At 37.2% G+C, this 13196-nt stretch carries 14 protein-coding genes; 2 read left to right on the forward strand and 12 right to left on the reverse strand.

The annotated features are described in order from the left end of the window. Window positions 1-7 precede the first annotated feature (7 nt). The 5 genes from Bandiella_RS04490 to rpe form a co-directional block, all read right to left on the reverse strand. Window positions 8-484: an RT0821/Lpp0805 family surface protein gene (locus tag Bandiella_RS04490; protein WP_323732558.1), complete on the reverse strand. Its 477-nt coding sequence runs from the start codon at window positions 482-484 to the stop codon at window positions 8-10. 124 nt (window positions 485-608) lie between these two features. Beyond that, window positions 609-2519, reverse strand: a complete 1911-nt coding sequence (gene rpoD / locus Bandiella_RS04495; RefSeq protein WP_323732559.1) for an RNA polymerase sigma factor RpoD — start codon at window positions 2517-2519, stop codon at window positions 609-611. Between the two features lie 45 nt (window positions 2520-2564). After that, a complete protein-coding gene (gene dnaG, locus Bandiella_RS04500) occupies window positions 2565-4343 on the reverse strand; it encodes a DNA primase (RefSeq protein ID WP_323732560.1) in 1779 nt (592 codons plus the stop codon). Window positions 4344-4374: 31 nt separating this feature from the next. Further along, window positions 4375-4671: a hypothetical protein gene (locus Bandiella_RS04505; protein ID WP_323732561.1), complete on the reverse strand. Its 297-nt coding sequence runs from the start codon at window positions 4669-4671 to the stop codon at window positions 4375-4377. 161 nt (window positions 4672-4832) lie between these two features. Then, window positions 4833-5501 (reverse strand): ribulose-phosphate 3-epimerase, encoded by a 669-nt coding sequence (rpe, locus tag Bandiella_RS04510; RefSeq protein WP_323732562.1) that lies wholly within the window; start codon window positions 5499-5501, stop codon window positions 4833-4835. Between the two features lie 87 nt (window positions 5502-5588). On the opposite strand from rpe, the gene glpX reads away from it, so the two are divergent. Together glpX and recO are read left to right on the forward strand one after the other, a co-directional pair. Beyond that, window positions 5589-6521 (forward strand): class II fructose-bisphosphatase, encoded by a 933-nt coding sequence (gene glpX, locus Bandiella_RS04515; protein WP_323732563.1) that lies wholly within the window; start codon window positions 5589-5591, stop codon window positions 6519-6521. A gap of 7 nt (window positions 6522-6528) precedes the next feature. Next, a complete protein-coding gene (gene recO, locus Bandiella_RS04520) occupies window positions 6529-7263 on the forward strand; it encodes a DNA repair protein RecO (RefSeq protein WP_323732564.1) in 735 nt (244 codons plus the stop codon). A 158-nt stretch (window positions 7264-7421) separates the two neighbouring features. Here the strand turns inward: recO and Bandiella_RS04525 are convergent, their stop codons facing one another. The 7 genes from Bandiella_RS04525 to Bandiella_RS04555 all read right to left on the reverse strand — a co-directional run bounded on the left by Bandiella_RS04525 (window position 7422) and on the right by Bandiella_RS04555 (window position 13187). After that, a complete protein-coding gene (locus tag Bandiella_RS04525; RefSeq protein WP_323732565.1) occupies window positions 7422-7922 on the reverse strand; it encodes a hypothetical protein in 501 nt (166 codons plus the stop codon). Window positions 7923-7995: 73 nt separating this feature from the next. Next, window positions 7996-9897, reverse strand: coding sequence for a DNA mismatch repair endonuclease MutL (mutL, locus tag Bandiella_RS04530; RefSeq protein ID WP_323732566.1), 1902 nt, complete (start codon window positions 9895-9897; stop codon window positions 7996-7998). A 17-nt stretch (window positions 9898-9914) separates the two neighbouring features. Then, the gene (gene plsY, locus Bandiella_RS04535) at window positions 9915-10502 is read right to left on the reverse strand and encodes a glycerol-3-phosphate 1-O-acyltransferase PlsY (protein ID WP_323732567.1); all 588 of its coding nucleotides are present in this window, start codon (window positions 10500-10502) and stop codon (window positions 9915-9917) included. Next, entirely contained in the window at window positions 10502-11530 is a 1029-nt protein-coding gene (gene pheS, locus Bandiella_RS04540) for a phenylalanine--tRNA ligase subunit alpha (RefSeq protein WP_323732568.1), read from the reverse strand. Before pheS ends, plsY begins: the two co-directional genes overlap by 1 nt. Before the next feature lie 5 nt (window positions 11531-11535). Continuing rightward, a complete protein-coding gene (rplT, locus tag Bandiella_RS04545) occupies window positions 11536-11904 on the reverse strand; it encodes a 50S ribosomal protein L20 (RefSeq protein ID WP_323732569.1) in 369 nt (122 codons plus the stop codon). Between the two features lie 19 nt (window positions 11905-11923). After that, window positions 11924-12124, reverse strand: a complete 201-nt coding sequence (rpmI, locus tag Bandiella_RS04550) for a 50S ribosomal protein L35 (protein WP_323732570.1) — start codon at window positions 12122-12124, stop codon at window positions 11924-11926. A 358-nt stretch (window positions 12125-12482) separates the two neighbouring features. After that, a complete protein-coding gene (locus Bandiella_RS04555) occupies window positions 12483-13187 on the reverse strand; it encodes an IS6 family transposase (protein WP_323732571.1) in 705 nt (234 codons plus the stop codon). Between the last annotated feature and the right edge of the window lie 9 nt (window positions 13188-13196).

Raw genomic sequence — 13196 nt, forward strand, 5'->3', positions numbered from 1 at the left:
TTTTAAATTATTTTACAATTTCCCAAGAACCATCAGCTCTTCTACACGCAGTTCCAAAGCCTTCTTCAACCTTGTTACCAATCTTAATTTTTTGGGTATACTCTCTGCAGTTTTGTCCGTAGTCATTTACAAAAGTTTTTACAGGAACTACCTCTCCAGAAGCATGCGAATCAGGATTATTCCAAGATGCAGGAGCTCCAGACTTGTTATACTCAAGCGCCTTAAGTTGTGCGTTTTGCTGCAGCTCCAAATCTCTCTGATCTAAAGACCTACCAAGCGCATTCCCCGCCAAGCCACCCAGCACTGCCCCGGTTGCAATAGCAACTTTATTTCCGGTTCCTTTACCTATGGCAGACCCAATCAAAGCCCCAGCTATGCCGCCTCCTATGGTGCCCATCGTAGTTTTGCTTGTTTGCCCTGCTTCATTGGTGTAACATCCAGAAAGGGCAGATACAACACATAAACCAATTATTATTCTTTTCATTTTTCTCTGTTTAAGTTAACCCTTATAACGTAAATAATAGGCATAATATCTCATAAATGCAAGCAAATCAATATAGTGGCTAAGAATGCATACTATTGCTTAAAGGCAAAAATAATTTTAAGGTTTACACAAAACTGCTTAGCTTTTTCGCCCTTGTTTTATGCCTTAATTTTCTAAGCGCTTTTGCCTCAATCTGTCTAATTCTTTCTCTTGTAACATCGAATTGTTTGCCCACCTCTTCTAATGTGTGGTCTGTTTCCATACTAATTCCAAACCTCATTCGAAGAACCTTCTCTTCCCTTGTAGTTAATGTTGCCAACACCTTTGTTGTTATCTCCCTAAGATTTGAATGAACAGCAGAGTCTATGGGTTTGATAGCATTTGGGTCCTCGATAAAATCACCCAACGTGCTTCCTTCATCATCCCCAAGCTGATTCTCTAAACTCATTGGTTCTTTTGAAATTTTCAGCACTTTTTTCACTTTTTCAACAGGGATGGAGAGCTGCTCAGCTATCTCTTCAGAGGTTGGTTCTCTGCCTAAATCATGCGCCAATTGCTTGGATGTACGTACAATTTTATTGATGGTCTCAATCATATGTACTGGTATCCTAATGGTTCGGGCTTGATCAGCGATTGAACGGGTAATCGCTTGTCTGATCCACCAAGTTGCATAAGTTGAGAATTTATAACCTCTGCGATATTCAAACTTATCTACAGCTTTCATAAGTCCTATATTTCCTTCTTGGATCAAATCCAAAAACTGCAATCCACGATTGGCATATTTTTTGGCAATTGATATAACAAGTCTTAAATTAGCCTCTATCATCTCTTTTTTTGCCTTATTAACAGCCCTCTCCCATTTCTGCACGTTATGAAAAAGCTCTTTAAAAGCTGAAATAGAAAGCCCACACTGTTCCACAATCTGGTTAAATTTTTGCTCGGTCTTGGTGAAAAACGAGGTATTATCTTCAAATAGTTGATTATATTTAACACCTTGGGCTTTAAAAGACTCAAACCAGTCGTTTTCTAATTTTATTTTATTATACCCCTCTAAGAAGTTAATTTTGTTAAAATTGGCTTTAACGGCAACTTTTATCAACTCACTTTCAATTTGAATAATAGCTTTGTTGATGTTTTTGAGCTTGGTAAAAACACTTTCTATATATTGCTCATTTAGCCTTATATCGCATAATAATTCGGTAATTTTTGCTATGTACTCTTCCTGTGCTTTAGTAATGGTTGAAATTTCCATATCGTCTTTCTTCTTCAACGCCCCAGCACTTAATTTTTTCAAAGCGTTGATGGCATGGTAAGATTTCAGCAATTCTCTGCTATATTCAGATATTTCTGACAGCTTATTCAAAATTTTAGGCTTTAAATCGTTTTCCATTGCAGAAATAAAACTTCTTCCATCATCAAAATCCTCGACTTCCTCGCTATCTTCACTCTCCTCAACATTATCACTTGTATTTATATCTTCTTTTTGATGATCAAAAGTTTGCGATGTACCATCGCTATTGGCCGTAGCATCTATATCAATAATTTCCCTGAGAAGCTTTTTCCCTGTTAATATATCATCATACCAGTCTTGCATCTCTTTTAGAATAGTTGGGGTCTGGATCAAATAATATATTTTTTTATTTCTACTATCTTCAATTTTCTTGGCAACCCCAACCTCGCCTTCTCGTGTTAACAACACTTTGTATCCCATTTCTTTTAGATACATCCGCACCGGGTCATCGTTGTTAATGCTAGAGTCTAAACCTGAAGAGCTTGTTTCAAAACCATCCATGTCCTCAGCTCCATCAACCTCACCTGGCAATCTAACATCCAAATCCTGGTCAGTGGCAACCGGAGTTACAACTGTTATACCAGATTCATCTAAAAACGATAATACCGCATTTATAACCTCAGGCGTGGTATCTTGGGGAATTATCTTGTCCAAAGCCTCTGATGATATCTTTCCAATTTTGATGTATTCCTGTAGTTTTTCATGAAGTTTTGTATCTTTTAACTTGGTGTGGACTTGCTGCATTATGAATTTAAATTATTTTGATTAAAATGAAACATTTGTAGTTAACTAGTATTTTCTCAACCTATTTTCAAGTTTTTGCTCATACTCTTTTAGATATAACATTTTTTTCATTAACTTGTCATCTATTGTTACTAATAGTTGAGTTTTTATTTGTTCAAGCTCTCGCTTTATAACCGCAACTTTCTTTATGTCAAAAGCCCTAAGCAAATTGATTCTAGCATCTTCTATGGAGCCATAGCCAGCACGCCCTTTCAGTTTTGGCAACATTTCCAATATGTCGCTGTTAATTCCTCTAATTGTGTTTACGTCTTTACAAGAGGAGTCCATCGCGACATTTTTGCCAAAATGGCGATCTAACAATATTTTTCTGATTTTGTCAAGAAAATCCGGGAGGTCGATTGCCACCAGCTCTTCAATAATTTCATTCTCTTCAAGAAATGTAGGATAATTACACAAGATAGTGATGATGAACAAACTTTCTTGATCCTTATCCGGGGCTGACAAATTAAGTTTAAATTGTGATATGTCTAATTTGGAAGTGGGCCTGACATCTTTATAACCCTGCATCCTCAGATTATGCAACAAGTCATAATATCTGCCAAGCAGGTGCTGCATATAATTTTTTCTTATTGCTGGGTCCTTTATTTCCCCTGCTAACTTTTCCAGGTTTTTCTTGAGCAAAACTTTTTTCTCAGGGGTGTTTAAGCTAAATTTATTAGCCTCATGATTAAATATGTAATCAACAAGTGGAGCGCTTTGTCTCAACAATTGTAAAAAAAAGTCAACACCATTATTCTTTATCACTTCATCTGGATCCTTGCCACGCACAAGCTTTGTGAAATTTAAAGACCTATTGTGAGAAAGGTGCTGCAAGCTTTTATGGGCTATCTTTATAGCAGCGTTTTGGCCAGCTTCGTCATCATCAAAACAAATTGTCGGTTCAGAACACATACCCCACAACATCTCAACTTGGGCTAGCTTGATGTTAGCCCCAAGCGGGGCAACAACGTTGTATATGCCGTGATTTGCCAATGCTATAACATCCATATAACCTTCAACCACCAAAACCTCTTTTTGCCTATGAATGTACGGCTTAGCAAAATGATATCCATATAAGTTATCACTTTTGTGGAATATTGGGTTTTCAGCAGAGTTAAGATATTTTGGCTGCCCTTCATCTATTATCCTCCCTCCAAAAGCAATGAAATCTTCTGATTTGTTTTGAATAGGAAAAATCAACCGGTTGAAAAATGGATTATAAGTAAAGTTATTTTTACTTTGTATAATGCCAGAATCAAACAAGTCTTTTTCTTGGAATTGAGATCTCAGTAACTTTATGAAAGAGGATGAGTCCTTAGGCGCAAATCCCAGTTTAAAGCGCTTTATGGTGTCTGAAGTTATACCTCTTGATAAAATATAGTTCATGGCTTTTTTGCCACCTTCCGAAAATAATTGCTGATGAAAAAAGTCCGCAGCTTTTTTATATATCTGGTAGAATAGTTTATTTTTTTCTATTTTGGCCAATACTTTAGGAGTTTGCTTTTGAAACTCAACCCCAGCTATATATGCCAGTCTTTCCAAAGCATCCTTATAACTGATTCCTTCATATTGCATTAAAAAGGTAAATGCATCCCCATGAGCTCCACACCCAAAACAATGGTAGCTTTGCTTTGCGTCATTTACAAAGAATGAAGGAGTATTTTCTTTATGAAAAGGACACAGCCCAACATAACCAGAATTCCCCTTATTTTGAAGACTGACTTTTTTACTTACTATTTCGGATAATAGTATTTTGGACTTGATTAATTCAGCTTCTAAAGCCATTGATTTGCAAGATTTTTATAGTTTAAGTCTACTAAGCCTTACGACTCATCAAACCTGGCACTTTGGCTCCAGCTCCTATCGGAGTGACGGGCGGAGACAATTGAGTGGTTATGGTTAATGAGGAAAGCACAAGCACATCATGCATCCCTTTCATAGCATTTACAACTTTGTCGATCGCAAGGAAGGGAGTGAACTTACCAACAACAGAACCAAAGTTTTTAGATTCTTGCATATTCTCAAAAGAGATACCTAGTTCTCCCTTCAACAACGTGATATCTATATTCATTCCACCCCCTATAGAGCCCCCTGTGGTCAATCCTTCAGACATGCGTATAATGTTATAAAAAATGCTCGTATCCCAGCATACTAGAATCTGACTTTATTATCAATCTAAGACTGTTGAGCTCCTCTAGTAAACTTAATTTATCAGATGTGCAGCTTTGTATAAACGAAGGCAAACTTTCCACTAAAATATAGAACAAATGGTTTTTAGTCAAAGGTCTTTTGCATTTTCTCTCTTATCGAAGTCACCTGACTCTTATAGTCATTGCCTTGGAAAAGATAGCTCCCCACTATTGCCAAATCAGCTCCAGAGTCTTGACACAAACTTACGGTTTGTGGGTTTATCCCGCCATCCACACCTATTTGAATATTATCCAACCCTTTTGTCATTTCCGCAATGGCTTTAATTTTCTCAAGCTGGCTTTCAAGGAATTGCTGCCCACCAAACCCTGGGTTTACTGTCATAACCAATATTTCATCCAATTTATGATAGATATATTGAAGCACGCTTGCTGGTGTTGATGGAACAATGGCAATACCAACTTTTACGCCTAAAGCCTTTATACGCTCTATCAAACTGTCCACATGAATGACTGCCTCATAGTGGAAAATAATCAAATCACTCCCAACATTCGCAAAATCCCCAATATATCTTTCCGGCTCACTCACCATCAGATGAGTTTTTAGTGGAAGATGGGTTTTGGCTCTTATGCATTTAACGATGTCTGGGCCAAAGCTGATATTTGGTACAAAATGCCCATCCATGATGTCAAGGTGGATAGAGTCTGCACCGGATTGCGTTATCAACTCCACTTCTTCTCCGAGCTTCGAAAAATCAGCTGCAAGAATAGAAGCCGATACTTTACTTTTCTTCATTGAAATCGCCATAAATTTGTTATCATTTTGACATAAATATCGTTAAATGTTAACTTAATAGTGATTTAATATACATATTTTTGCAAAATGCTGGACAGGTGGTTATTCGAAGCGCTAAAAGTCACTGAGACTACAGCTGTAGGCTGTTATGATTGGATAGGCAAAGGCAATAACATTGCAGCCGACCAAGCTGCCGTTAACGCAATGAGGGAGGCATTAAACGCATTACCGTTTGATGGACGCATAGTGATTGGGGAGGGAGAAAGAGATGCTGCCCCAATGTTATACATAGGGGAAAAAGTTGGAGCTGGCGGAGAGGTGATAGAAGTAGCTGTGGACCCACTTGAAGGCACTAACATTTGTGCAAGAGGTGATTATGGCTCTATGGTCGTGATGGCTTTAAGTACAGCAGGTTCATTCTTAAATGCCCCTGACATATATATGGAAAAAATAGTTATAGGCCCAGATTATCCTGAAGAAATAATTTGCGTGAATGATGGAACTAGAGAAAATTTAACCAGGTTGGCTAAACATAAGAAGTGTCGCACCGATGATTTGGTCGTGATGATATTGGATAGAGAAAGGCATAAAAACTCTATCGACGGCGCCAGAGCACTGGGCGCGAAAGTATTTTTACTGGCCGATGGCGATATCTCAGCCGCCATTGCGGCAGCAACTCCGGGAAGTGGAGTTGACATGTATATCGGGGTTGGTGGGGCGCCAGAAGGTGTTTTGGCAGCTGCAGCTTTGAAATGCATCGGTGGCCAAATGAAAGCAAGGCTAGTTTTTAAAACTTCGGAAGAAATAAAGAGAGCCAAAGCGATGGGTATAGAAGACATAGACAAAGTGTATAATGCGCATGGTCTGGTAAAAAATGATGCAATATTCTCTGCAACTGGCGTTACTGACGGACTGCTAGTGAATGGCATAAAGAAGCAAAACAGCCATATTATCACGGAAACTTTGCTGATGAGCACCTTACAGAAAAAAGCGTTTAAAATCAAAACCAAAAGTTGCTAGGCTTGGCATGATAGAAATTAAAGATGTGGGGATTATAATTTCTTCAAGCCATTTTCAGGAGAAATTTTTGATTGTCAGATGCTTCTCTGAAAACCATGGTATTATTGCTGGATTAGTGAGGGTTGGAAGGAAAAAAAATGATGTTATACCTGGAAACATTGTTGTTTTACACTGGAAAGCCAGGATAAATGAACAATTAGGATATTTGAGCGTTGAAGTCTTACACTCAACTTTAGCTCAGATTATGTTTTCTAGTAGCAAAATTAGCATTCTCAATTCAACAATTTCTATGCTAAAAAGCGCATTAAAAGAGCGCGAAGTCAATAAAGCAATTTTTGAGGAGGCGCAGGATTTACTATACTCAGTTTGCGGGAATACAGATGCAAACGTTAATTACAAATCTTACGTAAATTTTGAAGCCAAGCTATTAAATAGTTGTGGTTATGGCTTAGATTGGTCTAAATGCGCAGTGACAAATAGCCAAAAGAACATTAAATATATCTCACCTAAAACTGGAAATGCTGTAACACAGGTGGTTGGGGAGAAATATAAAAATCAGCTATTTGAGTTGCCAATGTTCTTGATTGACGGCAGTATAGATGCATGTGCGAAAGATATTTTATCCGCACTCAATATACTGGGTTATTTTATTGAGAAATATATTTTCGCCCAACATCACATAAAGATACCAAAAATGAGAAGCATTTTAGTAATGGATATAGAAAGAAATCTTGAGCAGTAGGATTATACTACTCCGCTAAATTCAACTTTTGACGTAAGGACTAGCTAAAGCAGACTAAAAGCACTTTAAGTTCTAGGATTGCAAATTGCGGAGCTGGCATGCAAGATGATGACAAGCCCCGCAGTCTTATTTTGTTAGATTTATAACAAAATTAGTGGTTAAAAATCCAATTCATCAGCTTTAACACCTTCAATGCCAAGATATTCTTGAGTACTTTCCGGTGTATTACTACCCCAAAAATAATTTTTAATATCTTGTAGCGTATACTCTGTAACAAAAACAGATGCAACCCCAACAAACGCAGACCCTACAGCATACACGCCATATTTAGCATAGTCACTTGTTTCCTCAACAATTTTTTGTTCTACGCCAAGAAGTGTATGCAAAAGATCAACTTGCGCACCGTCTGGATTCCACATCTTATAAACGTGTTTCTGACCTAATGATGATTTTATTAATTCTGCACCTTCTAAAGGTAATTTGCTCCATTGCACGAAAGTGTCGATAGTGCCTTCTTTATAGATTGTATTTAGAGCTTTTTGCAACGCATCAGATGTTTTGAGTGCAGTGTGGTGTTTATCTTTGATATTCAAAGATATCGTAGCTAAATAGCAAGTATTAATAGCTACTATTGATAATGGTAAAAGATAATTTAACATTTAGTCCCTCTCAGTTTAATAAAAGCACATTGTAGCAAATTAGTAACATATAAACAATCTAAAGTATAAAAAATTATAGTCTTTCAAAGATTTTTCTTATGTCTTTGAGGTCTAGTCTGATGAAGGTAGGTCTACCATGGTTACATTGAGAAGAAAGTGGGGTTTGCTCTATTTCTCTCAATAGCCCATTCATCTCCTCTAAATTCAACACTCTACCTGCTCTGATACTTGAATGGCAAGCTATATTGCCCCAAACTTCATCTATTTTATCTTGAATTAAATCCATATCATCGAACAGATATATATTCTCTGCAATTACTGTAATAAACGCACTTACATTAAGCCCTTGTAATATTGCCGGTACTTGCCTTACCAGAACTTGTGAGATCCCATTTCGTTCAATGCTAACCCCAAAACGTTCCAGCTCTTGTTTTTTCTCAACAATTCGCTCTGTCATAACTTGCCCTAAGTCGACGACCTCAGGAATCAACAACATTTGACTGGCGATATTACCTTCCTTTAATTGTTGTTTTATTCTCTCTAAAGTAATTCTCTCATGCGCTGCATGTTGATCAACTAAAATCAGGCCATCACTTTTTTCAGCAACAATATAAGTTTTGTCAATCTGGCATTTGGCAAACCCAAGTGGGTATTCAGTATCGTCTACTGTATTTTGTAATTCTACATCAGGAGATTTATCCGTCTCAGCAGCCAGCTTTGAATTATGGGTGACATTATTTTGCAGCATTTTTTTTGCAACAAAATCACTTATATATTTCGCTTCATGGTTTTTTTCTGACGCTTTTTGATGATCATTCGGATTTTTTTTGTATAAAGCTTCCTTTCCCAAAGCGGCCTCATGATTTCTTATCAAATCCGTAAAACCGGTTTGTTTAATTATTTCCTGATTGGTATTAAAGGCAGTCTCAGGTTTAAACAATTTGATTGCATTATCTGCCACTTCAGTTGAACTTCTAAGGTTGCTTGCGGTAATTGCGCTTCTGATCGCATCAATGATAATGGATTTTACTTTCTGTTCGTCTCTAAACCTAACTTCAGCTTTAGTTGGATGGACGTTCACATCCACAAATTGAGGATCTATATCTAAATATATCGCTACTTGTGGGAATCTATTATGTGGGATTAAATTTCGGTATGCAGCTCTTATTGCGATTGATAAAACCTTATCTCTTACGATTCTTTTGTTGATAAAAACATGTTGATTCACCGATGTTGCTGAATTAAAGGTTGGGATTGATACGTACCCATAAACTTTTATTTCATCACATTCATGTGAAAATTTCACAGTATTCTCAATGAAAGTTTTGCCTAAGATATCCTCAATCCTCGAGGTTAGCTCTAGGATAGAGCCTATTTGGCTTTTGGTTTCTATAATCTTTTTTTCGTTAGCAATCAACCTAAAGCTTATGTCTTCCCTTGAGAGGGCAAGTTTATTTACCAGTTCTATACATGCACTTGTTTCGCTCGCTTCTGATTTCAGAAATTTCAGTCTTGCTGGTGTTGTAAAAAATAAATCACGTATTTCTATGCGAGTGCCAGTCAATTGAGATGCTGGTTTAATCTGTGATTTTTGGCCTCCTGATACATTTATTTCCCAAGCGTCATTTGCGCCCCGAGCTTTACTTATTATCTTCATTTTACTGACAGATGCAATTGAAGGTAGTGCCTCGCCACGAAAGCCCAAAAATTGAATATTGTTTATATCATCTTCATTTAGCTTTGATGTGGCATGCCGTTCTAACGCAATTTCTAGTTCCTCTCTCCCAATTCCGATCCCGTTATCTATGACTGATATGAAATTTCTACCACCCCTGTTTATTTCAATAGATATTTCTGAGGACTGGGCGTCTATAGAATTTTCTGTTAATTCTTTTACTATGGATAAAGGTCTATCAATAACTTCTCCAGCGGCAATCTTGTTGATTGTGTTGATTGATAGAACACGTATTGTCATAGAAAAACCTTAGTAAACTATTGTTTAGGAATTTTATTTTCCTTGCCAGCACATAACCTCATTATGTTATCTTTATGCCTAAATATAATTAAAATCAAACTAATTACTAAGAATATTAGATTTGTACCGTCAGTGATCATAATGCACTCAATAAATACTGAGGTGCCTAAAGAAACCAATGCTGCTAAAGATGATATCCTTGAGACCTTAAAAACAAGTATCCAAAGCAATAATGAAAAACCGCCTAATATCGGGTTGATTCCCAAAATTACACCAAAAGCAGTAGCTACGCCTTTGCCTCCTTCAAACTTCAACCATATGGGGAAAATATGCCCCACAATACAAATAAACCCATAAAACGTTAGATATTGTTCGTTGAACGCATTTGCAAGCAGAATAACGCAAAGCCCTTTCGCCATGTCTATTAGCAAAGTTAAGCCTCCAAGCAGCTTTCCTCCAGCTCTAAAGGCATTAGTGGCACCTATGTTGCCAGACCCTTGTTTTCTTAAGTCGCCCTTGCCTAAAACCTTGCTTAAAAGTACCCCAGACGGAATACTGCCTAATAGATACGATGCAATTGTTAGAAAAAAATTAATAGAATCCATTAAAATCCATAATGATTAAGCCATCTAACATCCCCTTCGAAGCAACTTCTTAAATCCGGGATATTGTATTTTAGCATTGCCAACCTTTCTATGCCAATACCAAAGGCAAATCCTTGATATTTCTCTGGATCGATTCCTACATTATGTAGCACTCTTTTGTTCACCATCCCAGAACCTAAAATTTCAAGCCAATCATTACCCGTCCCAATTTTAATCTCACCCTTTATGCTACGGTCACACCTAATGTCAACCTCAAAGGATGGTTCAGTGAATGGAAAATAGCTAGCTCTGAATCGCATCGCGATATTGTCAGTTTTAAAAAACAACCGAAGGAATGTCTCAAGGCATGCATGTAAATCTTGCACACTAGACTTCTCATCAACAACCAAACATTCAACTTGGTGAAACATCGGGGTGTGAGTTGCATCGTAGTCTGATCTGTAAACTTTGCCTGTTGAGAATATTCTAAGCGGCGGTTTATTCTCCATCATATGGCGAACCTGCACTGTAGACGTATGAGTCCGTAAAAGGAGTTTATCTTCCTCTAAATAGAATGTATCATGCATCTGTCTTGCAGGGTGGTTTTCTGAAATGTTGAGCGCGGAAAAATTGTTCCATTCGTTATCTATCTCAGGACCTGCAACATGCTCAAATCCCATAGACCTAAATATATCCTTGATAAGCCTTATAGTATGAGTTATGGGGTGTATTCTACCCCTCTTATAGCCTCTACCAGGCAGCGTTACATCTATGCATTCTTGACGAAGCTTAAAGTCCAGAGCTTCATCTGCAAGCCTTGTCTGAACCTCTTCCAGCTCTTTGATAACCAGCTGCTTCACTTCGTTGATTTTTTGCCCAAACTCCTTTTTTATCTCATTTGGAAGCGCTGCTATTTTTTTAGCTTCGATCGTAATAAGACCATTTTTTCCCAAAAACTTAACACGTATATCTTCAACAATTTTACAATTTTCAGCGCCACTTATTGTGACCTTGAATTGTTTGTAGATTGAATCTATGTTACCTAGCATATTAGTTAGCTAGCACTCTTTTCCAATGCTTTTTTCGCTTTGTTCAGTATCTCTGTAAAAGCTTCTGGGTTATGAATTGCAATTTCAGATAACATCTTTCTGTTAAGACCAATTCCACAAAGCTTTATTCCATTAATAAACTGTGAATAAGCCAAACCTTGTTCTCTTGCAGCAGCATTTATCCTTTGTATCCAAAGTCCTCTAAAGTCTCTTTTCTTAGCTCTTCTATCGCGATAAGCGTATTGAAGACCTTTCTCTACTTTCTCTATTGCAACTCTGAAACAAGTACTTGCTCTACCACGATAGCCTTTAGCTAATTTTAGAATTTTTTTATGACGAGCTCTCGCTGTAACACCGCGTTTTATTCTTGACATCTCTTACCTCCCACAACAATTAAAAAGCATACGGCATGTAGTCTGGCACTCTCTTTGCCTCTACCTCAGGCAGAATACACATACCCCTTTGGTTTCTAAGTTGGCGTTTACTACGCTTTCTCATGTTGTGTTGTTTATTGGCTTGTGGGGCCATAACATGTCCATTAGCAGTAATTTTAAAGCGTTTTTTTGCGCTTGATTTTGTTTTCATTTTAGGCATTTGTCTCCATAATATTATTATTTTTATGCCACAAAGGCATGCCGTTTAATAAGCCCTTGCCGCTATAGTAATTGTCTGGATAATATGAGAGAATCCAACGAATATCAAGCTCTTTTTTGGTTTCAACAAAATAATATATTGCAATCATTGGCAAGTTATTTTACGCTGGGCGCTGAGTGGCGAGAATAGAAAATTTTCGGAAGAACAAAAAATTTGTAAAAAAGTGTGGGTGGCTTTATGAAAAAAGTGGTTGATGTTTTGGGAGTGTTGCCATAAGATAGATAAGATGCTAAAATGAAGGCTCTGTCGCATCTGTAATATGATGCAAAAACTTTCAAATTATTTGTATATTTTTCCATTAAGCAGTTAGTGAAAGAAATTTATCAAAGTCAGAATTATAATTGTCATTGTCAGCAAGTTGTCCTTTTTTAATCATGTGCAAGAGCTCTATTCCTGCAATAGTCCTGGCGGCACTTCTAAAGGATTTGAAACCAAGCATCGGTCTAGTTCGTTTCTTTACAAATCTGTGATCGCCTTCTATCCTATTGTTTAGATATTTGTTATGCCTAATTTCTATTTGGTCTTCTTTAGATAATGGCTTATTGATCGAATTCAAAGCAGAAGTATTAGAGCCACTTTTATCTATATTAACCTTTATAGGCTGGCCACTAGATTTAATTGCTTTCCTGAAAAACGCTTTAGCTGCCCTTTTATCTCTTTTTGCTCTTAGCATAAAATCTATGGTATCCCCGTATTTATCAACTGCTCTATACAAATAGACCCATTTACCTTTAACCTTGATATATGTCTCGTCCATTCTCCAGCTGCCGTTGACTGGCTTTTTTCTTTTTCTGAATCTTCCTTCAAGTATTGGCATAAACTTTACTACCCATCTTTGTAGAGTGGCGTGATCTATGTTGAGTCCTCTCAACCCGCCTATCTCTTCTATCTCTCTGTAACTTAAAGAATATCTTCCTTTCATATACAGCGATACCATAATGATTTCTGCGCCATATTCATGGTTCTTAAAATACTTCATTAATTTTGGGTCTACTTTAAACATTATTACCAG

Origin of the sequence: Candidatus Bandiella woodruffii (assembly GCF_034359465.1) — a bacterium.
GTDB lineage: Bacteria > Pseudomonadota > Alphaproteobacteria > Rickettsiales > Midichloriaceae > NDG2.